General features: G+C 66.9%; 20 protein-coding genes. 11 read left to right on the forward strand and 9 right to left on the reverse strand.

Features of this window, described 5'->3' with window-relative positions:
• The first annotated feature begins 32 nt into the window (after window positions 1-32).
• The gene (locus tag ABIE41_RS11825; protein ID WP_192644643.1) at window positions 33-1,022 is read left to right on the forward strand and encodes a Gfo/Idh/MocA family protein; all 990 of its coding nucleotides are present in this window, start codon (window positions 33-35) and stop codon (window positions 1,020-1,022) included.
• Here the strand turns inward: ABIE41_RS11825 and ABIE41_RS11830 are convergent.
• The 3 genes from ABIE41_RS11830 to ABIE41_RS11840 all read right to left on the reverse strand — a co-directional run bounded on the left by ABIE41_RS11830 (window position 971) and on the right by ABIE41_RS11840 (window position 2,557).
• Window positions 971-1,813, reverse strand: a complete 843-nt coding sequence (locus ABIE41_RS11830; RefSeq protein ID WP_354192041.1) for a class I SAM-dependent methyltransferase — start codon at window positions 1,811-1,813, stop codon at window positions 971-973. The genes ABIE41_RS11825 and ABIE41_RS11830 overlap by 52 nt on opposite strands.
• 60 nt (window positions 1,814-1,873) lie before the next feature.
• Window positions 1,874-2,230, reverse strand: coding sequence for a DMT family protein (locus tag ABIE41_RS11835; protein WP_192644645.1), 357 nt, complete (start codon window positions 2,228-2,230; stop codon window positions 1,874-1,876).
• A 66-nt stretch (window positions 2,231-2,296) separates the two neighbouring features.
• Window positions 2,297-2,557, reverse strand: a complete 261-nt coding sequence (locus ABIE41_RS11840) for a SemiSWEET family sugar transporter (RefSeq protein ID WP_192644646.1) — start codon at window positions 2,555-2,557, stop codon at window positions 2,297-2,299.
• Between the two features lie 127 nt (window positions 2,558-2,684).
• On the opposite strand from ABIE41_RS11840, the gene ABIE41_RS11845 reads away from it, so the two are divergent.
• The 7 genes from ABIE41_RS11845 (at window position 2,685) to ABIE41_RS11875 (ending at window position 9,677) form a co-directional block, all read left to right on the forward strand.
• Window positions 2,685-3,869, forward strand: coding sequence for a lytic murein transglycosylase (locus tag ABIE41_RS11845; RefSeq protein WP_192644647.1), 1,185 nt, complete (start codon window positions 2,685-2,687; stop codon window positions 3,867-3,869).
• Window positions 3,870-3,960: 91 nt separating this feature from the next.
• A complete protein-coding gene (locus ABIE41_RS11850; protein ID WP_192644648.1) occupies window positions 3,961-4,356 on the forward strand; it encodes a RidA family protein in 396 nt (131 codons plus the stop codon).
• A 96-nt stretch (window positions 4,357-4,452) separates the two neighbouring features.
• The gene (locus ABIE41_RS11855) at window positions 4,453-6,042 is read left to right on the forward strand and encodes an ABC transporter substrate-binding protein (RefSeq protein ID WP_192644649.1); all 1,590 of its coding nucleotides are present in this window, start codon (window positions 4,453-4,455) and stop codon (window positions 6,040-6,042) included.
• A gap of 145 nt (window positions 6,043-6,187) precedes the next feature.
• Window positions 6,188-7,297, forward strand: a complete 1,110-nt coding sequence (gene leuB, locus ABIE41_RS11860; protein ID WP_192644650.1) for a 3-isopropylmalate dehydrogenase — start codon at window positions 6,188-6,190, stop codon at window positions 7,295-7,297.
• 137 nt (window positions 7,298-7,434) lie between these two features.
• Window positions 7,435-8,391: a protein-methionine-sulfoxide reductase catalytic subunit MsrP gene (msrP, locus tag ABIE41_RS11865; RefSeq protein WP_192644651.1), complete on the forward strand. Its 957-nt coding sequence runs from the start codon at window positions 7,435-7,437 to the stop codon at window positions 8,389-8,391.
• 88 nt (window positions 8,392-8,479) lie between these two features.
• Entirely contained in the window at window positions 8,480-9,055 is a 576-nt protein-coding gene (locus ABIE41_RS11870; protein WP_192644652.1) for a methylated-DNA--[protein]-cysteine S-methyltransferase, read from the forward strand.
• Between the two features lie 67 nt (window positions 9,056-9,122).
• Window positions 9,123-9,677, forward strand: coding sequence for an NADPH-dependent FMN reductase (locus tag ABIE41_RS11875; protein WP_192644653.1), 555 nt, complete (start codon window positions 9,123-9,125; stop codon window positions 9,675-9,677).
• A 459-nt stretch (window positions 9,678-10,136) separates the two neighbouring features.
• Here ABIE41_RS11875 and ABIE41_RS11880 read toward each other — a convergent pair whose 3' ends face one another.
• From ABIE41_RS11880 to ABIE41_RS11890, 3 genes are all read right to left on the reverse strand, one after another.
• Entirely contained in the window at window positions 10,137-11,027 is an 891-nt protein-coding gene (locus ABIE41_RS11880) for a LysR family transcriptional regulator (protein ID WP_066715912.1), read from the reverse strand.
• 144 nt (window positions 11,028-11,171) lie between these two features.
• Window positions 11,172-12,137 carry a thioredoxin-disulfide reductase gene (gene trxB, locus ABIE41_RS11885; protein WP_192644654.1) on the reverse strand — a complete coding sequence of 322 codons (966 nt, stop codon included), beginning with the start codon at window positions 12,135-12,137 and terminating at the stop codon, window positions 11,172-11,174.
• 71 nt (window positions 12,138-12,208) lie between these two features.
• Complete coding sequence (locus ABIE41_RS11890) at window positions 12,209-13,192, reverse strand: mitochondrial fission ELM1 family protein (RefSeq protein ID WP_192644655.1); 984 nt, start codon at window positions 13,190-13,192, stop codon at window positions 12,209-12,211.
• Window positions 13,193-13,291: 99 nt separating this feature from the next.
• Here ABIE41_RS11890 and ABIE41_RS11895 point away from each other — a divergent pair, with 99 nt between their 5' ends.
• Both ABIE41_RS11895 and ABIE41_RS11900 read left to right on the forward strand, forming a co-directional pair.
• Window positions 13,292-13,756 carry an Lrp/AsnC family transcriptional regulator gene (locus ABIE41_RS11895; RefSeq protein ID WP_192644656.1) on the forward strand — a complete coding sequence of 155 codons (465 nt, stop codon included), beginning with the start codon at window positions 13,292-13,294 and terminating at the stop codon, window positions 13,754-13,756.
• On the forward strand, window positions 13,695-14,216 hold the full coding sequence (locus tag ABIE41_RS11900; RefSeq protein WP_354192048.1) for a GNAT family N-acetyltransferase: 522 nt from the start codon (window positions 13,695-13,697) through the stop codon (window positions 14,214-14,216). The genes ABIE41_RS11895 and ABIE41_RS11900 overlap by 62 nt, the downstream gene beginning before the upstream one ends.
• A gap of 97 nt (window positions 14,217-14,313) precedes the next feature.
• Here ABIE41_RS11900 and greA read toward each other — a convergent pair whose 3' ends face one another.
• On the reverse strand, window positions 14,314-14,790 hold the full coding sequence (greA, locus tag ABIE41_RS11905; RefSeq protein ID WP_192644658.1) for a transcription elongation factor GreA: 477 nt from the start codon (window positions 14,788-14,790) through the stop codon (window positions 14,314-14,316).
• Between the two features lie 100 nt (window positions 14,791-14,890).
• Window positions 14,891-18,253, reverse strand: a complete 3,363-nt coding sequence (carB, locus tag ABIE41_RS11910) for a carbamoyl-phosphate synthase large subunit (protein ID WP_192644659.1) — start codon at window positions 18,251-18,253, stop codon at window positions 14,891-14,893.
• 219 nt (window positions 18,254-18,472) lie between these two features.
• Between carB and ABIE41_RS11915 the strand changes: the two genes are divergently transcribed.
• A complete protein-coding gene (locus ABIE41_RS11915; RefSeq protein ID WP_192644660.1) occupies window positions 18,473-18,877 on the forward strand; it encodes a GtrA family protein in 405 nt (134 codons plus the stop codon).
• 12 nt (window positions 18,878-18,889) lie between these two features.
• Here the strand turns inward: ABIE41_RS11915 and ABIE41_RS11920 are convergent, their stop codons facing one another.
• On the reverse strand, window positions 18,890-19,573 hold the full coding sequence (locus ABIE41_RS11920) for an aspartate/glutamate racemase family protein (RefSeq protein WP_210321074.1): 684 nt from the start codon (window positions 19,571-19,573) through the stop codon (window positions 18,890-18,892).
• Between the last annotated feature and the right edge of the window lie 47 nt (window positions 19,574-19,620).

Consider the following 19,620-nt stretch of genomic DNA (forward strand, 5'->3'; position numbering starts at 1 on the left):
CTTCCCGGCTCAAGGTTCGGGAAGATCAGGCGATGCACAGCGGCACTCTTTCGATCGGGATCATCGGCGCGGGAATCATGGGCGAGCGGCTGCTCGGCGCCATTCTCGACCAGTCGCCTGCGCTGGTGACGGTCAGCGGCGTCTGGGACCCGGCGCCTTCGGCCATGGCGCGCATGGCCACGACATTCCCGCAGGTGCCGCGCCTCGCCGATCCGGCGGCCATCATCGCCGCCAGCGACTGCGTTTACATCGCCTCGCCACCGGCGTTCCATCTCGACCACGCGCGCGCCGCTCTGGCAGCTGGCAAGAGCGTCTTCTGCGAGAAGCCGCTGGCGGTCGATGTCGAGGACGCTCGCGCCTTCGTGGCAGAGGCGGGAAATAGAGGGGCCGTCAATTTTCCCTTCGCCTCTTCGCTGGCCGTTGCGACCTTGATGGACTGGATCGCGCAGGGCGCCGTCGGCACCGCCTCGCGCATCACGATCGAGGTCGCCTTCGCGACCTGGCCCCGGTCGTGGCAGGCCGAGGCCGCCGCCTGGCTGGACGGGCGGCAACAGGGCGGCTTCACCCGAGAGGTGGTGTCGCATTTCCTCTTCCTGAGCCGCAGGTTGTTCGGTCCGCTGCACGGTCTGACCGCGAGCGCGGCCTTTCCCGAGCCCGGACAGTCGGAGCGTTCGATCGAGGCGACGCTGATGGCCGGCGAGATTCCGGTCGCACTCAGGGGCAGCGTCGGGACGACGCCGAAGGACGACCACAACATCTGGATGCTGGAAGGCGACCGGGGCGCGGTGCGGCTTTGCGACTGGTCCTTTGCCGAACGCCGCCGGCCCGATGGGACATGGGAGCGTGCGGCCGATGCGCTGTCGCAGGTGGAGGCGCGGCCGATCGCGCTCAGGCGCCAGATCGAGGGTGTGGTCAGGCTGACGCGCGGGGAAGCGCACCACCTCGCGACGCTGACTGAAGCCCTGAACGTTCAGGAGATCGTCGAGGCCATTCTCGCCGATGGCGCGAGGGCCGCGGGGTAATCAAAGCCTGGCCTCAGACGATCTCCGCCAGACGCGTGTCCTGCGACAGCACCAGGCACCAATGCGGCTCGAAATCGGCGCCCAGCGGCCAGATGAAGTCCCCTGAAGATCTCCAGCAGGCGGGACTGGTAGCGCTCGAACCAGGCGCGCTGACAGAGCACGAACTTGGTCGCGCCGACGATGGTCTCGCGGTCGATGACGCAGAGCGGGACGATGTCGGGATTGGCCTCGAGATAGGCCTGCACCGCGACCATCAGCGTCGGGTAGCCAGGGTGGAGCATGTCGTCGAGGACGATCAGCCCGCCCTCGGCGAGGCAGGCGGTGGCCAGAGCGAGGTCCCGGCCGAGCGCGGCGCGGGAATGCTCGCCGTCGATATGGATGAAGCGTAGGGGCACGCCGCCAGCTTTGGCGAGGAGGTCTGCGGGCGCCATCGCGCCGGCATCGCCCTTGATCGTGCGGCGGCGCTCGGCCGCGATGCCGTGGCGGGCGCAATTGGCCTCGAAACGCTGCTCCACGCCGGGGTCCGGCCAGGAGAAGATATCGAGCGCCAGGGCGATTTCGTCCTGCTCGAGCGCGTGGGCGAGCGCAATGAAGAAGCGGCCCTCGAAGGCGCCGATTTCTGCGATCGGGCCGCGCAGGCCTTCCTCCGTCTGCAGCCGCAGCAGCCGCGCACAGATCGCCGCGGCGAAGCGCGATGACATGCCGACCACCTGGTCGTAGCCCGAGGCGAGATAGGCCTCGACCGCGTCATGGCCTGGGGTGGGGAGGGCGGGATTCGCTGGCTTATTCATGGTCCCACTGTGACGATGCGGCATGACGCTGTCACGCGGCATCGGGCCGGCAGAGCCCGGTCAGGCCTTGGCGTTGAAGATGAAGAAGGCGCCGGCCGCGATCAGCGCGAAGCCGATGGCGTGGTTCCAGGTCAGGCTCTCCTTGAGCCAGAACACCGAGAAGCCAGCGAAGACGGTCAGGGTGATGACCTCCTGCATCGTCTTGAGTTCGGCGGTCGAATAGACGGCCGAGCCGATGCGGTTGGCCGGCACCGCCAGCATGTATTCCGGCAGCGCGATCATCCAGCTTGCGAGGATGGCCAGCCAGAGTGCTGTGCTCTTGTAGCTGAGATGGCCATACCAGGCGAAGGTCATGAAGACGTTGGAGCCGACCAGCATGGCGACCGGCAGGACATGGGCGGCGGTAATGGAGGGCATGAAGGTTGTTCCCGTGGCGTGGCCGGGAACGCCCGGCGATCCGGTCTGTTCCTGCCGGCTGTCCGCTCAGCCGAAGCGCAGCTTCATCGAGAGGATGAGCAGCACGAGGCAGAGCGTCAGCGCATTGGCGAAGACGACCGGCCAGGAACCGATATGCAGCCCGTAGGTCAGCCAGAGCGCCGTCCCGGCCGCGAAGAGCGACTGCGTCCACAGCGAGATCGCCTTTGTGTCGCGGGTGCGGATGGTGCGCCAGGCCTGAGGCAGCCAGCACAGGCTGGTGAGCGCGGCGGCGGCGAAGCCGAGGATTTCGATGGAGGCGGGCGACATGGCGGGTTCCGGCGGGGGCTCGCGCTCTCATAGCGGGATTCGCCGCCGTGCGCTGCCGGCACGATGGTTAACCTCTCTTAACCGCCACGCCCTAGTTTCGCGTCATTCCTGCGATTCGGTGGAGACCATGCGCGCAACGATCCTGGCCCTGCCCCTTCTGCTCGCCGCCTCGGCCGTCTCGGCGCAGGGCAGCTTCCAGTCCTGCCTGTCCGGCCTGCGCAGCGATGCTGCGGCAAAGGGTGTCTCGGGGGCCACGTTCGACCGCGCCATGGCCGGTGTCGAGCCGGACATGAAGATCATCGAGGCGATGAACAACCAGCCGGAGTTCAAGACCCCGATCTGGGATTATCTCGGCACGCTCGTCGACGACGAGAAGGTCGCGGAAGGCCGCGCCATGATGCGCCAGCACGCCTCGGTGCTCGCGGCGGCCGAACAGCGCTTCGGTGTCGACCGTCACACCATCGCCGCCGTCTGGGGCGTGGAGAGCGATTTCGGCAAGGCCAAGGGCCGATGGCCGCTGGTGCAGGCGCTCTCCACCGGCGCCTGCCTGGCGCCGCGCCGCAACGCCTTCTTCAAGGGCGAGCTGTTCGCGACGCTGCAGATCATCCAGCGTGGTGACGTCCGCCCCGAGCGGCTGTTCGGCTCATGGGCCGGCGCCTTCGGCCACACCCAGTTCATCCCGACGACCTATCTGCGGCTCGCCGTCGACGGCGACGGCGACGGGCGGCGCGACCTCGTCGACTCGATCCCCGATGCGCTGCATTCCACTGCCAACTTCATGGACAAGGCGGGTTGGGTCACCGGCGCGACCTGGGGTTATGAGGTGCGCGTGCCGGACGGCTATTCCGGCCCGAGCGGGCGCAATCCCAAGCAGCCTGTCTCGTCCTGGGCGGCGCGGGGCATCGTCAAGTTCGACGGTTCGCCGCTCAACGGCACCGGCAATGCCGGGCTCTTGATGCCGGCGGGGCGCAACGGCCCGGCTTTCCTCGTCTTCAAGAACTACGACGCGGCCTACAGCTACAATGGTGCGGATTCCTATGCGCTCGCGATTTCGCTCCTCTCCGACCGGCTGCGCGGGCGCCCGGGCGTGCAGGGCGAGTGGCCGACCGACGACCTGCCGCTCTCGCGCGAGCAGCGGCGCGAGTTGCAGCGGCTCCTGATCGCGCGCGGCTACAATGTCGGCGAGCCGGACGGAGCCGTCGGCTCGCTGACTCGAGCCGCGATCAAGGAGGTCGAGGCCAGGCTCGGCCTGCCCCAGACCGGGCGGCCCGGCGAGAAGGTCCTGCGCGCGCTGAAGAGCGGTCGGGTCTAGCCTCGGAGTCATGCTCGGGCTTGACCCGAGCATCTCCTGCACGGGATTCTCGGGTCTGCGCTTCGCTTCGCCCAAGAATGACGGAATTCCCATGACCCGCCGCCTGATTTCGACCGGCTCGCCCTTCGAGACCGCCTTCGGCTATTCGCGGGCGGTGATCGACGGCGATCTCGTCTTCGTCTCCGGCACCACCGGCTACGACTACGTCACCATGACCCTGCCGGAGGATGCGGCCGAGCAGGCACGCAATATCTTCCGGACGCTGGAGGCGGTGCTGGAGGAGGCCGGCTCCTCGCTCGCCGGCGTGGTGCGGGCGCAGTATTTCGTCACCGACCGGGCCTATTGCGAGTCGGTGCTGACCGTCTGCGGCGAGGTCTTCCGCGAGGTGCGGCCGGCAGCCGGCATCTATGTCGTGACGGGGCTGCTGAAGCCGGAGATGAAGGTCGAGATCGAGGTCACGGCGAGGCTGCGCGCCGCCACCGCCTGAGGGGGGGCTTTCGGGAGGCCACTGGACATCTGGTATATCTCTTGCTTCGATGCAGGCGGACCGGCCGCCCCTTGCAACGAGAGAGCAGGAACCCCCATGTCGATCGATCGCCGCACAGCCCTCAAAGGAGCCGGCGCGCTCGCCGCCTCCGCCTTTGTGTCCAAGACGGCCTTCTCGCAGAGCGCCGCTGCCGCGCTGCGCTTCATCCCCTCGACGCCGCTGCCCTCGCTCGATCCGATCACCGCGACGAGCTATGTGATCCGCAATCATGGCTATCTGATATATGATACGCTGTTCGCGACGGATGCCCAGTTCGGCATCAAGCCGCAGATGGTCGAGGCCTGGGAGACGGCGCCGGACGGTTTGAAATGGACCTTCCGCCTGCGCGACGGCCTCGTCTTCCACGACGACCAGCCGGTCACCTCGAAGGACTGCATCGCCTCGATCGCCCGCTGGTCGAAGCGCGATGCCTTCGGCCAGACCTTCGCGACCTTCGTCGAGGGCTACCAGGTGGTCGATCAGCGGACTTTCTCGATCGCGCTGAAGAAGCCGTTCCCGATGATGACCGCCGCGCTCGGCAAGCTCTCGTCGAACGTGCCTTTCATCATGCCAGAGCGGGTGGCACTGACCGACCACCTGAAGAACATCGCCGAGCCGATCGGCTCCGGGCCCTGGCGCTTCATGGACAAGCAGTGGGTGCCCGGCCAGAACGCGATCTATGAGCGCTTCGCCGCCTACAAGCCGCGCGAGGAGGCGCCGTCCTGGGCCGCTGGCGGCAAGGTCGCCAAGATCAACCGCATCGAATGGGTGGCGCTCACGGAGCCCGGCGCGGCAGTCGGCGCGCTGACCAAGGGCGAAGTCGACTGGTACGAGCAGCCGCCGGTCGATCTCCTGCCGGTTCTCAAGGCCAACAAGGACATCACCATCGAGAACGTGCCGCTGGGCCTGTTCCTGCTGATGCGCTTCAACCAGATGCAGCCGCCGTTCAACAATCCGGCCATCCGGCGCGCGGTGATGATGGCGGTCAACCAGACCGACTATATGGAGGCCGTCGTCGGCGATGCCGCCTATTACAAGGAGGCCAAGACCTTCCTGACGCCGGGCGCGCCGATGTCCACCGGCGCCGGCGGGGCCGAGGCGATGCAGGGCAATCTCGAGAAGGCCAAGGCCATGCTCAAGGAGGCCGGCTACAAGGGCGAGAAGGTCGTCCTGCTGGCCCCGGCCGACCAACCGATCGCCTATCAGCAGTGCATGGTGACCGAGGATCTGTTCAAGAAGCTCGGCATCAATTCCGAACTCGTTGCGACCGACTGGGCGAGCTTCATCGGCCGGCGCGCCAATCGCGGCCTGCCGGAGCAGGGCGGCTGGTCCTGCTTCCATACGCTGTGGTCCTGCGCCGATACGCTGAACCCGGCGCTGCACCCGCTGATCCGCGCCAATGGCGGCTCCGCCTGGTTCGGCTGGCCCGATGATCCGCAGATCGAGGCCCTGCGTGACCAGTGGATCGCCGAGCCGGATCTCGGCAAGCAGAAGGAGATCGCGGCCTCGCTGGAGCGGCGCGCCTTCGAATTCGTGCCCTATGTCCCGGCCGGCCTCGTCCAGCAGCCGATGGCCTATCGCAAGAGCCTGACCGGCATGGTGCTCTCGCCGGTGCAGTTCTTCTGGAACATGGAGAAGAAGGTCTGAGCGGGGCGCGGCGGAGCCATCCGTCATGACACCAGGGCGGATCGGGCGCGCATCGGCGTCCGATCCCGCGCTTGCCTGCGCCGGCCCGTCCCCGTAATCAGCCCGGCATCATCCGCAGACAAGAAACCAGCGCGAGGCGACGACCATGGCGACCCACAAGCTCCTGATGCTTCCCGGCGACGGGATCGGCCCCGAGGTGATGGGCCAGGTCGAGCAGATCGTCTCCTGGTTCGGCAAGCAGGGGCTCGCCTCCTTCGAGATCGAGAAGGGTCTCGTCGGCGGTGCGGCCTATGACGCGCACAAGCAGGCGATCTCGGAAGGCGACATGAAGCTCGCCCAGCAGGCGGACGCCGTGCTCTTCGGCGCCGTCGGCGGGCCGAAATGGGCTGACGTGCCCTATCAGCACCGTCCCGAGGCCGGGCTTTTGCGCCTGCGCAAGGATCTCGGCCTGTTCGCCAATCTGCGGCCGGCGATCTGCTATCCGGCGCTGGCCTCGGCCTCCTCGCTCAAGCCCGAGGTCGTCGAGGGGCTCGACATCCTGATCGTGCGCGAGCTCACCGGTGGCGTGTATTTCGGCGAGCCGAAGGAGATCGTGACGCTCGAGGACGGCTCCAAGCGCGGCATCGACACGCAGCTCTACACCACGCCCGAGATCGACCGGATCTGCCGCGTCGCCTTCGAGCTGGCGCGCACGCGCCGCAACAAGGTCTCCTCGGCCGAGAAGCACAACGTCATGAAGACCGGCGTGCTCTGGAAGCAGACGGTGACCGCGCTGCACGCCAAGGACTACGCCGATGTCGAGCTCGAGCATGTGCTGGCCGACAACTGCGCCATGCAGCTGGTGCGCTGGCCCAAGCAGTATGACGTCATCGTCACCGACAACCTCTTCGGCGACATCCTCTCCGACGTGGCGGCGATGCTGACCGGCTCGCTGGGCATGCTTCCTTCCGCCTCGCTCGGCGCCGAGGATTCGGCGACGGGCAAGCGCAAGGCGCTCTACGAGCCGGTCCACGGCTCGGCGCCGGACATCGCCGGCAAGGGGCTCGCCAACCCGATCGCGATGATCGGCTCCTTCGCGATGGCTCTGCGCTACTCCTTCGGCGCGATCGAGGCGGCCGACCGGCTGGAAGGCGCGATCGCCGACGTGCTCGGCTCCGGCACTCGCACCAAGGACATTGCCGCACCCGGCGCCAACGCCGTCTCGACCGGCGAGATGGGCCAGGCCATCGTCAAGGCGCTGGAGGCGCGCGGCTGAGAGAGGCGAGCGTCGTGATGGTCGGGCTTGACCCGACCATCACAGGCCGGCGCACTACCTCTCCCCCTCGTGAATTGCGCGCGGCGTCCGGCCATGCGCTAGAGTGGCGGCATCCGAAACGGAGCGATGCCCGTCCGATGCTGATCAAGAACCGTCCGAGCTGGTCCATTCCCGAGAGCGAGGCGACGCCGGAATCGGTGTTCTTCAACCGCCGCTCCTTCATGGCCGGCGGGGCCGGGCTGATCGCTGGCGCCGCGCTTCCCGGTGCGGCTGCGGCCCAGGGCGCCGATCCGACGCTCGATCTCTATCCCGCCAAGCGCAACGCCGCCTACACGCTCGATCGGGCCGTGACCGACGAGGATCTGGCGTCGAGCTACAACAATTTCTACGAGTTCGGCACGTCCAAGGACATCGTCGCCTCCTCGAAGAGGCTGGTGAGCCGGCCCTGGACGATCGCGATCGACGGGATGGTCGAGAAGCCCTTCGAGATCGGCTTCGACGACCTTGTGCGCAAGCTGCCGCTGGAAGAGCGGCTCTACCGCTTCCGCTGCGTCGAGAGCTGGTCGATGGCGGTTCCGTGGACGGGCATCCCGCTCAAGGCCTTCGTCGACTATGCCAAGCCGCTCTCTTCAGCGAAATACATCCGCTTCGAGACCTTCCTGAATCCGCGCATGGCTCCGGGCCAGTCGCAGCGCTGGTATCCCTGGCCCTATACCGAGGGGCTGACCCTGGCCGAGGCAGCGAACGAATTGCCGCTGCTCGTGACGGGCATCTACGGCAAGCCGATCCCGAGCCAGCATGGCGCGCCGGTGCGGTTGATCGTGCCGTGGAAGTACGGGTTCAAGTCGGTGAAATCGATCACCAAGATCAGCTTCGTCGCCGAGCGCCCGAAAACCTTCTGGGAGGGGCTGCAATCCTCCGAATACGGCTTCTGGGCGAATGTGAACCCCGAGGTGCCGCATCCGCGCTGGAGCCAGGCGAGCGAGCAGCTGCTGGGCTCGCGCGACCGTCGCCCGACGTTGCTCTACAACGGCTATGGCGAGCAGGTCGCGGGGCTCTACAAGGGGCTCGAGGGCGAAAAGCTGTTCATGTGAGGGCTGGAGCCCCGCCGCCGCTTGACCGCGGCGGTGGCGCATGGGGACAATCGACGCCCGGCGCCGGTCGCCGCCCGAGACAGACGGAATGCCGCTCTTCTGCCTGTTCGATACCGCCATCGGCCCCTGCGCGCTGATCTGGCAGGATGGGGCAATCATCGGCGCGCAACTGCCCGAATCCGATCCCGAGAGCGCGCGCCGGCGCCTGCTGCGGCGTTTCCCCGGTGCCGAAGAGGCGCCAGCGCCGGAGGTCGTCGCGGCGGCGATTGCCGACATCCGGGCGCTTCTTGCCGGCGAGCCGCGGGATCTCAGCCATCTCCCGATCACACTCGACGCTGCGAGCCCCTTCGAGCGCCGGGTCTATGAGGTCGCGCTGTCGATCCCGCCCGGCGAGACTCTGACCTATGGTGACGTGGCCAGGCGCCTCGGCGATCCCGGTGCGGCGCGCGCGGTCGGCGTCGCGCTCGGCCGCAATCCGGTGCCGATCATCGTGCCCTGCCACCGTGTGCTCGCGGCTGGAGGGCGCACCGGCGGCTTCTCGGCCGATGGCGGGGTCGATACCAAGCTGCGCCTTCTGACGATTGAGCGGGCGCGCACGGACCCTTCACCCGGCCTGTTCGAGGCGCTGCCGCTGGTGGCGCGGCCGCGCCGTCCCGGCGCGTGAACCGGACGAGCCGCCGAGACGTTTCACCCCTTTCCGCCATCTCCCTTTCTTCGTGAGGTTTCGTTTCATGGCTTCGTTCAAGCTCGCCGTCATCGTCGGCAGCAATCGCAAGGCGTCGATCAACCGCAAGCTGGCGCAGGCGCTGGCGAAGCTGGGCGAGGGCGCGTTCACCGCGAGCTTCGCGTCCATCGACGACCTGCCGATGTACAATCAGGATCTCGAGGCGGACGCCTGGCCGGAGAGCGCGACACGGCTGAAGGCGGCGATCGCGGAGGCCGATGCCGTGCTGGTGGTGACACCGGAGCACAATCGATCGATCCCCGCCGTGCTGAAGAACGCGATCGACTGGGCCTCGCGCCCCTCTGGAAAGGGCGTCTGGGGCGGCAAGCCCGCCGCCATCATCGGCACCAGCCCGGGCGGCGTCGGGACGGCCTGCGCCCAGCAGCATCTGCGCGATATTCTCGGCAATCAGGGCGCACTGGTGATGGGCGGCCAGATGTTCATCACCTGGAAGGACGGGCTGGTCGACGAGGCCGGCACCGTCACCGTGGAGGCCACGCGCGGCTTCCTGCAGGGCTTCATGGACAAGTTCGCCGGCCTGGTCGGGAAGCTCGCCGCCTGAGGCCGCTGCCTGCCGCGACCGGCTCTCCAGCCAAAAAAAGGGCCGGCGTCCCGCGAGGGAGCCGGCCTTTAAAGTTTGAAACATCCGGCTCAAACGCCAAACATCTCAGAGGGGAACGGCTGAAACGAACTCGATGCCGGGAGGAGATAGCAGAGCCCGTTCCGAACAACCGTGAGTGCTATATCGATCGGCACCTGCCTTTTCGCAATGCAGCATGGGTTGGGTCCGCCATGCGCCAGTTGCATGAAGCGCGTTCAGATGACGCAATTTAAGTCTAAATCATTGATAAATATGCGCGCAACGCAGTCGCGAGGTCGCGCTGCAGCAAATCCCCAGCCCAGACTTTTTGCGACGCAGCACGAAAATGCGCCATGGCGTGGGCCGGATCCCGGCAACAAAAGAGCCGACCCCGCGGTTCAGCGGAGTCGGCCCGGACGAATCGACAGCGAAGCCGCTCGCTCAGTAGGTCCAGCGCTGCGCCTTCTGGATCAGGAAGTCGCGGAAGACTTGGACGCGGGCGACCGACTTCATTTCTTCCGGATAGACCAGATAGCTCTCGAGCTGCGGCATCTCTGTTTCGCGCATCAGCTGCACCAGCGGCGAGCCCGTCTCGATCAGGTAATCCGGCAGCACAGCGATGCCGGCGCCGGAATCGACCGCGCGCTTCATCGCCGTGATGTTGTTGACGGTGAGATGGATCGGGCGGGGGTTGCGCTGGTCGCGGCCGAGAGAGCCGAGCCAGTGCACCGCCGTCAGATAGGAGGGCGAGGTTCCGCCGAAGGAGAGGATCCGGTGGTTGTCGAGGTCCTCATGGGTCTTGGGTTCGCCGAAGCGCTTCACATAAGCCGGCGAGCCATAGACGTGGAAATGGACGGTGAAGAGCTTGCGCTGGATCAGGTCGGGCTGCTGCGGCTGGCGCAGGCGAATGGCGATGTCGGCCTCGCGCATCGACAGGTCGAGCTCCTCATCGGTGAGGATCAGATCGACCTTGATGTCGGGGTAGAGGTCCATGAACTCGGCCAAACGCGGCGTAAGCCAATGCCCGCCAAGACCGCGCGTCGCGGTGACCTTGAGCTCACCGGACGGGTGCTCGCGCGTCTCCGAGAGCTGCGAGCGCGTGCGCTCGAGCCGCTGCGTCATCTCGCGGGCGGCACGCCACAGCAGCTCGCCCTGCTCCGTCAGGATCAGGCCACGGGTATGCCGGTGGAACAGCGGCGCGCGCAATTCCCGCTCCAGCGCGCCGATCTGGCGGCTGACGGCCGATTGGCTGAGCCCGAGAACATCCCCTGCCTTGGTGAAGCTGCCGGACTCGGCGACGGTATAAAAAATCCTGATGCGGTCCCAATCCACCGCGGTTCCCCCGTTATGCGTTTGACGCATGTTGGGGGCTAAAATCCTTGAACGTCAATGCCTGCGTTGCGGTACAGCGCGCTTTTCACACTGAATTTGGTTACAAAAGTGATCAAATTCAGTGATGTGTTCGAGGAGATCGTTCTATTCCGCCGCCTCGCGGTGCTGAAGTTCCACCGCCTGCAACCAGCGTTCGGCATCGAGGGCCGCCATGCAGCCCATGCCGGCGGCTGTGACGGCCTGGCGATAATGCTCGTCGGTGACGTCGCCGGCAGCAAAGACGCCGTCGATATTGGTGCGGCTCGTGCCGGGCTCGACGTCGAGATAGCCGGTCTCGTTCATCGCGAGCTGGCCGACGAAGAGCTCGGTCGCCGGCTTGTGGCCGATGGCGATGAAGACGCCGTCCGCCTTCAGCTCCGAGGCGGCGCCGGTCTTCAGGTTGCGCAGCGCGACATGGGTGACGTTTGGCGGCTGCGTGCCGCCGCAGATCTCGGCGATCTCGCTGTCCCAGACCACCTCGACCTTGGGATGCTTGAACAGCCGATCCTGCATCACCTTCTCGGCGCGCAGCGAGTCACGGCGGTGAACCAGCGTCACCTTGCTGGCGAGGTTGGCGAGATAGAGCGCCTCCTCCACGGCGGTGTTGCCGCCGCCGACGACCACGACCTCCTTGTTGCGGAAGAAGAAGCCGTCGCAGGTCGCGCAGGCCGAGACGCCGAAGCCCTGGAAGGCCTGCTCGGAGGGCAGGCCAAGCCATTTCGCCTGGGCACCGGTGGAGATGATCAGCGCATCGCAGGAGTAGGTTTCGCCGCCGTCGCCCCAGAGGCGGAAGGGGCGCTGGGAAAGGTCGACGCGGGCGATGTGATCGGAGACCATGCGCGTGCCCATATGCTCGGCCTGGGCGCGCATCTGCTCCATCAGCCAGGGGCCCTGGATGACGTCGGCGAAGCCGGGATAATTCTCGACATCGGTCGTGATCATCAGCTGGCCGCCGGCCTGCATCCCCGAGATCAGCACGGGCTCCAGCAGGGCGCGGGCGGCGTAGATCGCGGCGGTATAGCCGGCCGGGCCTGAGCCGACGATCATCACGCGGGCGTGGGTGTGGGCCATGATGGGTTCCTCTTCCTCACCCTCCGACATACGCGCCCGCAACCGCGATGCAAGCGGCCACGCCTTCAAGATCAGGCGAGGCCGAGCTGCTGCCTGTGCATAAGCCAGCGTTCGCGCACGGCCTCCGCGATGGCTTGGGTGGAATCGACCGGCGCGTAGCGCTCGCCCACCAGCCGACCCTCGAAATGATGGACCATGCCCTGGCGCTTCAGCGCCTCCAGGAACTTCGCCAGCTTGCCATGTCCGCCATGCGGCTCGAAGACCAGGATCGGCGCGCCCGTCGCGGTCGCCTCGCCGATCATGTTGGTCGAATCCGCCGTGGTGACGATGGCGTCGGCATGGGCGAGCAGCGCCACGTAAGGGTTCTCGCCGCTGCCATCCCACCACCAGCCGCCATGGCGGGCGAAGACGGCGGCGACGGCGGTGTCGAGCGCCGGCGTCGTCCGGCGCGAGCGCGAGCCCATCAGCGCGACGCCCGAGCGCGCGAGCGCATCGAGTCCGGCGGCGAAGGCGGCGATGTCCTCCGGCTTGAAGCGGTGGTGGCGGCTGTCGCCGCCAACGAGCACGGCCGCGCGCGGTGAGGGCAGGGCGGCAATGGGGGCGGGCGGAGCCAGCCGGGCGGCTTCCAGCCGTTCCGGTGCCAGTCCATGCGGGGACGTCGTAGTGACCAGCACATTCTCGCCGCGCAGGCGGTCATGCTCGGCGACCCAGAGGAAATCGGCCGAGCCTGCGCCGGTGCGCGGGTCCTTGAGGATGACCGTGAAGGTGGCGCCGTTGGAGGCTTTCTTCACCGCCCGGACATAGGCGATCGCGCGTCGGCCCGAGGCGATGACGATGTCGGGGAAGGGCGGGCGGAGCGGGCTGCCGGGCCGGTCTGGGGCCTCGCGCGGGTCGATGGGACCGCGCGGCAACAGCCAGGCGAAGGGCTTGCGCGGCGCCACCCTGCGGATCTCGGGGACGACGCCCAGCCGCTCGGCAACGCCGCGGCACTGCACCTCGTCGCCGGCCTTGCCGTCGGTCAGGACCCAGACGGTCGGGATGGGTTCGGCGGTCACGTCGGCTCCTCGCGCGGGTGGTGCGGCTCGTTGCGGCACGCGCCTTGTATCGCCAAGACGCTGCGTCTACACCAGCGCAACCTTCTTCCGGGACCCCTCGTGCGCTCCAAACTCGACGATATCGACCTGGCGATCCTGCGCGAATTGCAGGGTGACGGGCGGATGACCAATGTCGAGCTGGCCAGCCGCGTCGGCATCTCGCCGCCGCCCTGTCTCAGGCGCGTACGGGCGCTCGAGGAGGCGGGGCTGATCACCGGCTACCGCGCGCAGCTCGACGAGCGCAAGCTCGGGCTGGAGGTGGTCTGCTTCGCCTTCGTGCATCTGGCGAGCCAGGCGGAGGCCGATCTCGAGGTCTTCCAGGCGAGGATCCGGGGCTGGGCTGCGGTGCGCGAGTGCTGGAAGCTCTCCGGCGACATCGACTTCATGCTGAAATGCGTGGCGCCTGACCTGAAGGCCTTCCAGGACTTCGTCGGCGAGCTGACGGCGCTGCCCAATGTCCGCAATGTCCGTACCGCGCTGGCGCTGGACCGGGTCAAGGACGAGCCGATCGTTCCGTTCGGGTGAGACGATGGTCAGCGCTCGCCTGGCCACGCTCGCCGATCTGCCTGCGATCCTGTCGCTCTATGCACAGCTCAGCCCGGGCGACCTCCTGCCGGATGCGGCGGCGGCCGATACCACATGGCGGCGGATCCTCGGCAGCGACATGATGAGCGTCCATGTCGCGGACGATGCCGGCGCCGTGGTCGCGACCTGCGTGCTGATTGTGGTTCCGAACCTGACCCGGGGCCAGCGTCCGTTCGCACTGATCGAAAATGTGGTCAGCGATGCGGCCGTACGCTGTCGCGGCTTCGGCAAGGCGGTCGTTCGAGCCGCGACCGGCCATGCGTTCAGCCAGGGCTGCTACAAAGTCATGCTGATGACCGGGCGAAGCGACCCCGCCGTTCTCAGCTTCTACGAGTCCTGCGGCTTCGAACGCGGCAAGACGGCCTTCCAGATCAGGCGGCCGGCCGAGCCGACAGGCTAGGGCGAGAGCCCGGGCGCGCAGGATCCGGTCATCAGGGTAGCGGGACGCGGCCCCTCGAACGGCACAAAGGCGGTCCGAGGGAGCTGCCCGATTTCCCTCAGCGGAAGACGACGCTGACGACTTCGTAGGACTTGCCGCCGCCGGGTGTGTTGACCTGCACGGAATCGCCGACCTTCTTGCCGATCAACGCGCGCGCGATCGGCGAGCCGATCGAGACCTTGCCGGACTTCACATCCGATTCGGGCTCGCCGACAATCTGGTAGCTCTTCTCTTCCTCGGTATCGTCGTCGATCAGCTTGACGGTGGCGCCGAACTTGATCGTGTCGCTGCCGGCGAGCTTCGAGACGTCGATGATGTCGGCCCGGCCGATCAGCGATTCGAGCTCCTGGATGCGGCCTTCATTGAGGGCCTGCGACTCCTTGGCGGCATGATATTCGGCGTTCTCCGAGAGATCGCCATGGGCGCGGGCCTCCGAGATCGCTGCGATGATGCGCTGGCGCTGAACCTGCTGGCGATCCTTGAGTTCGGCCTCCAGGGCGGCGAAGCCGCCGGGGGTCATCGGAACCTTTTCCATCGTCTCGTCCCATCATCCGAAAGCGGGTCCTCGCCGGCGGCATCCCGGCCGCCTGCGCCCCGCTTCCTGTCGTTTGTAAAACTTCGTCGGCGCTCCGCCCTCAGGCAGCGTTCACGAAGTAGGATTGCAGCGACCTGACTTCGAGATCGCCGCTGCAGTAGGCCTTGATGCCTTCGGCTGCTGCGATCGCTCCGGCCAAGGTGGTATAATAGGGCACCTTGTGCAAGAGGGCCGTTCGGCGGAGCGAACGGGAATCCGCCAGCGCCTGCGGGCCGTCCGTGGTGTTGAAGACGAGCTGGATTTCGCCGTTCTTGATCGCGTCGACGACGTGCGGCCGGCCTTCCAGCACCTTGTTGATCTTGGCCGCCGGGATGCCCTCTTCCTGAAGCAGGCGCAGGGTGCCGCCGGTCGCCAGCACGCGGAAGCCGAGATCGGCCAGCATGCGGACGCTCTCGACGATGCGCGGCTTGTCCTCGTCGCGCACCGAGACGAAGACCGTGCCCTTGACCGGCACCTTGGAACCGGCGCCGAGCTGGCTCTTGGCGAAGGCGATGTCGAAGGAGCGGTCGAGGCCGATAACCTCGCCGGTCGAGCGCATTTCCGGCCCGAGCAGCACGTCCACGCCCGGGAAGCGGGCGAAGGGGAACACCGCCTCCTTGACGCCGACATGGCCGAGCGTCTGCGCCTTCAGGCCGAAGCTCGAAAGGCTCTCGCCGGCCATGATGCGCGCGGCGATCTTGGCGACCGGGATGCCGACGACCTTGGCGACGAAGGGCACCGTGCGCGAGGCGCGCGGGTTGACCTCGAGCACATAGATCTCGCCGTCCTTGATCGCGTACTGGACGTTCATCAGCCCGCCGACATCTAGCGCCAGCGCCATGGCGCGGGTCTGGCGCTCCAGCTCGGCGATGGTCTCAGGCGAAAGCGAGCGGGGCGGCAGCGAGCAGGCCGAATCGCCGGAGTGGATACCGGCCTCCTCGATATGCTCCATGATGCCGGCGATGAAGGCTTCCTTGCCGTCGGCGAGGCAGTCGACATCGACCTCGATGGCGTCCGACAGATAGCGGTCGAACAACAACGGGTTCTTGCCCAGCACGGTGTTGATCTGGCCGGTCTTGTCGTTGGGGTACTTGGCCTTGACCTCGGAGGGGATCAGCGAGGGCAGGGTGCCGAGCAGGTAATCCTCGAACATCGCCTCGTCGCGGATGATCGCCATGGCGCGGCCGCCTAGCACATAGGACGGCCGCACGACGAAGGGCAGGCCGAGCTCGGCCACGATCATGCGGGCCTGCTCGACCGAATAGGCGATGCCGTTCTTGGGCTGCTTGAGCTGGAGCTTGTCGAGCAGGCGCTTGAAGCGATCGCGGTCCTCGGCGAGGTCGATCGCGTCGGGCGAGGTGCCGAGAATCGGGATGCCGGCTTCTTCGAGCGCGTTGGCGAGCTTCAGCGGGGTCTGGCCGCCGAACTGGACGATGACGCCGTGCAGCGTGCCGTTCTGCTTCTCGGTCTCGAGGATCTCGAGCACGTCCTCGGCGGTCAGTGGCTCGAAATAGAGCCGGTCCGAGGTGTCGTAGTCGGTCGAGACCGTCTCCGGGTTGCAGTTGACCATGATGGTCTCGTAGCCGGCATCCTTGAGCGCATAACAAGCATGGCAGCAGCAATAGTCGAACTCGATGCCCTGGCCGATGCGGTTGGGGCCGCCGCCGAGGATGACGACCTTCTTCCGGTCCGTCGGCTTGGCCTCGTCGTCGGCCTTGCCCATGAAGGGCATGGCGTAGGTCGAATACATATAGGCGGTGGGCGAGGCGAATTCGGCGGCGCAGGTGTCGATGCGCTTGTAGACCGGGCGGACATCGAGCGAACGGCGCAGTGCGCGGACCTCCGCTTCCGTCTTGCCGGCGACGGCGGCGAGGCGCTTGTCGGAGAAGCCCATCGCCTTGACCTGCCGGAAAGCGCCCGGCGTCTGCGGCAGGCCGAACTGGCGGATCTTCTCTTCGGTGTTGACGATGCCGCGCATCTGCTCGAGGAACCAGGGATCGATCTTGCAGCTCTCATGGATCTGCGCATCGGTGAAGCCGAAACGCATCGCCTGCGCGACCTGGAGGATGCGGTCGGGCGTCGGCGTCGAGAGCGCGGCCTTGATCGCGTTCTTGTCGTCGCCCTTGCCCATGCCCTCGACCTCGATCTCATCGAGGCCGTCGAGGCCGGTTTCCAGCGAGCGCAGCGCCTTCTGCAGCGATTCCTGGAAGGTGCGGCCGATCGCCATGGACTCGCCGACCGACTTCATCGCGGTGGTCAGCGTCGGCTCGGCGCCGGGGAATTTCTCGAAGGCGAAGCGCGGAATCTTGGTGACGACATAGTCGATCGTCGGCTCGAAGGAAGCCGGGGTCGCGCCGCCGGTGATGTCGTTCTCGATCTCGTCGAGCGTGTAGCCGACGGCCAGACGCGCGGCGACCTTGGCGATCGGGAAGCCGGTCGCCTTAGAGGCGAGCGCCGAGGAGCGCGAGACGCGCGGGTTCATCTCGATAACGATCATGCGGCCGGTCTCGGGATCGACCGCAAACTGCACGTTCGAACCGCCGGTCTCGACGCCGATCTCGCGCAGCACCGCCAGCGAGGCGTCGCGCATGATCTGGTATTCCTTGTCGGTCAGCGTCAGCGCGGGAGCCACCGTGATCGAATCGCCGGTGTGGACGCCCATCGGGTCGAGGTTCTCGATCGAGCAGACGATGATGCAGTTGTCGTTCTTGTCGCGAACGACCTCCATCTCGTACTCCTTCCAGCCGAGCACGCTCTCCTCGATGAGGATTTCGCTGGTCGGGGAGGCGTCGAAGCCGCGCTCGCAGATCTCGATGAACTCGCCCTTGTTGTAGGCGATGCCGCCGCCGGTGCCGCCCATGGTGAAGGAGGGGCGGATGATGGCCGGCAGGCCGATGTCGTCGAGCGCGGTGAGGGCCTGGCCGAGATTCTTGACGTGGTGGGAGCGCGGCGTGGAAAGACCGATCTTGGTCATCGCCTCGCGGAACAGCTCGCGGTCCTCGGCCTTGTCGATCGCCTCGGCGGTGGCGCCGATCATCTCGACGTCGAACTTCTCGAGCACGCTGATCTTGTTGCCGTTCTCGTCGGTAAGGCTCTTCTGGTTGAGCGAGAGCGCGCAGTTCAGCGCGGTCTGGCCGCCCATGGTCGGCAGCAGGGCAAAGCCGCCCGGCAGCACGTGGCGCTCCTTCTCGATGATCTTGGCGACGATCTCAGGCGTGATCGGCTCGACATAGGTCGCATCCGCCAGCTCGGGATCGGTCATGATCGTGGCCGGGTTCGAATTGACGAGGACGATGCGGTAGCCCTCGGCCTTCAGCGTCTTGACGGCCTGGGTGCCGGAATAGTCGAACTCGCAGGCCTGGCCGATGATGATGGGGCCGGCGCCGATGATCAGAATGGTCTTGATGTCTGTGCGCTTGGGCATGGGGCTCGACTTCGTCTTGGGGCAGGCGCGCGCACTCGCTGCCGTCCGATCACGAGAGCGGGCCGGTGCGAGCGCCTGAGATGAATGCTAGGCGCTCGCTATAGAGGGGAGGAGCGGCTCAGGGAAGCGGAAAGCGCGCGAGCAGCCTGTCCGCACACAGGCCACGACGGGCGGGCGACCGTTCAGGCTTCGTTGGGGCAAAGCCTGTAAGGAGGCGCCATGCCGCTACGCCGCTACCCCCGCCAGACCCGCCAGCTCCTCGCCTATGTCCTTGCGGGCGGCCTGACGGCCGTCGCGCATTACGGCGTGCTGGTCGGCCTGGTCGAACTCGCCCATGTCGATCCCGTGCCGGCGACCTTGGCGGGGTTCGTGGTCGGCGCCTTCGTGTCCTATGCGCTCAACCGGTGGATGACCTTCGAGGCCACCCGCAGCCATGCCCAGGCGACCTGGCGCTTTGGGCTGATCGCCGTCGGCGGGTTCGGCTTGACCTGGGTGCTGATGCACCTGTTCGTGGCACGGCTCGGGCTGCCCTATCTGCCCATGCAGTTCGTCACCACGGGCTTCGTGATGGTGTTCTCGTTCCTGGGGCACAAGTTCTTCTCGTTCGCCGATCGGGCGGGGTGACGGTCTCGGGCGTCAGGACGCAATGTCGCCCAGGGATCGGCGGCCGGCCGCCAGATCGGCGAGCAGAGCGACATGGACGTCGAGGGCGTCGATGACAGGATAGCCCGGGTTCTGACCGTCGAACGCCAAATTGAGGTCGGTTCCCGCCAGAACGATCGCGTCGGCGCCCGCCGCGATCATGCGTCGCCCGGCATCGAGGAACAACGCACGTTGCGCCGGCGAGCAGGTCCCGGCGACGGCCATGTCCTGGTAGGTCTGGCCGAGGAGGTCGATCTCGTCGTCCAGCGTGATCGCCCTGGTGTCGACGAGCTGGCCGTAAAGCCGCGTCCGCATCACCACCCGCGTTCCCAGAAGCCCGATCTGCTCGATGCCCTTGGCGACGAAGAACGCATCGAGCGGTGCGACAGCCGACACGATCGGCAACGGCGAGAGCGCCGCCAGTTCATCGAGGCAGAAATGCGCACCGAGCGAAGACAGGGCAACGCAATCGCACCCCGCGTGTTTCAGACGTTCCACCAGGGGAAGGAAGGCCTCGGCCTGCTCGGCCTTCCGATCAGCGAGATTGTTGCGGATCAGCTCCTGGATCTCACCGTGAACGATGGTGAGCTCGAGCTTCGAGACGCCGCGTGCCGCAGCCGCCGCCACAAGGCGCTGGTAGTAGACGACCGTCGCCGCCACGCCGATGCCGCCGATCAAGCCGATATGCACGGGCCGTTTCCTCCTGGCTGAGGCGATGGCGCAGA

Origin of the sequence: Bosea sp. OAE506 (assembly GCF_040546595.1) — a bacterium.
Lineage (GTDB): Bacteria > Pseudomonadota > Alphaproteobacteria > Rhizobiales > Beijerinckiaceae > Allobosea.

Bases quoted from the DNA above. Each gene is read 5' to 3' on its own strand.
- ABIE41_RS11825 (WP_192644643.1), top strand. From the start codon at position 33: ATGCACAGCGGCACTCTTTCGATCGGGATCATCGGCGCGGGAATCATG.
- ABIE41_RS11830 (WP_354192041.1), bottom strand. From the start codon at position 1,813: ATGAATAAGCCAGCGAATCCCGCCCTCCCCACCCCAGGCCATGACGCG.
- ABIE41_RS11835 (WP_192644645.1), bottom strand. From the start codon at position 2,230: ATGCCCTCCATTACCGCCGCCCATGTCCTGCCGGTCGCCATGCTGGTC.
- ABIE41_RS11840 (WP_192644646.1), bottom strand. From the start codon at position 2,557: ATGTCGCCCGCCTCCATCGAAATCCTCGGCTTCGCCGCCGCCGCGCTC.
- ABIE41_RS11845 (WP_192644647.1), top strand. From the start codon at position 2,685: ATGCGCGCAACGATCCTGGCCCTGCCCCTTCTGCTCGCCGCCTCGGCC.
- ABIE41_RS11850 (WP_192644648.1), top strand. From the start codon at position 3,961: ATGACCCGCCGCCTGATTTCGACCGGCTCGCCCTTCGAGACCGCCTTC.
- ABIE41_RS11855 (WP_192644649.1), top strand. From the start codon at position 4,453: ATGTCGATCGATCGCCGCACAGCCCTCAAAGGAGCCGGCGCGCTCGCC.
- leuB (WP_192644650.1), top strand. From the start codon at position 6,188: ATGGCGACCCACAAGCTCCTGATGCTTCCCGGCGACGGGATCGGCCCC.
- msrP (WP_192644651.1), top strand. From the start codon at position 7,435: ATGCTGATCAAGAACCGTCCGAGCTGGTCCATTCCCGAGAGCGAGGCG.
- ABIE41_RS11870 (WP_192644652.1), top strand. From the start codon at position 8,480: ATGCCGCTCTTCTGCCTGTTCGATACCGCCATCGGCCCCTGCGCGCTG.
- ABIE41_RS11875 (WP_192644653.1), top strand. From the start codon at position 9,123: ATGGCTTCGTTCAAGCTCGCCGTCATCGTCGGCAGCAATCGCAAGGCG.
- trxB (WP_192644654.1), bottom strand. From the start codon at position 12,137: ATGGCCCACACCCACGCCCGCGTGATGATCGTCGGCTCAGGCCCGGCC.
- ABIE41_RS11900 (WP_354192048.1), top strand. From the start codon at position 13,695: ATGTCCGTACCGCGCTGGCGCTGGACCGGGTCAAGGACGAGCCGATCG.
- greA (WP_192644658.1), bottom strand. From the start codon at position 14,790: ATGGAAAAGGTTCCGATGACCCCCGGCGGCTTCGCCGCCCTGGAGGCC.
- carB (WP_192644659.1), bottom strand. From the start codon at position 18,253: ATGCCCAAGCGCACAGACATCAAGACCATTCTGATCATCGGCGCCGGC.
- ABIE41_RS11915 (WP_192644660.1), top strand. From the start codon at position 18,473: ATGCCGCTACGCCGCTACCCCCGCCAGACCCGCCAGCTCCTCGCCTAT.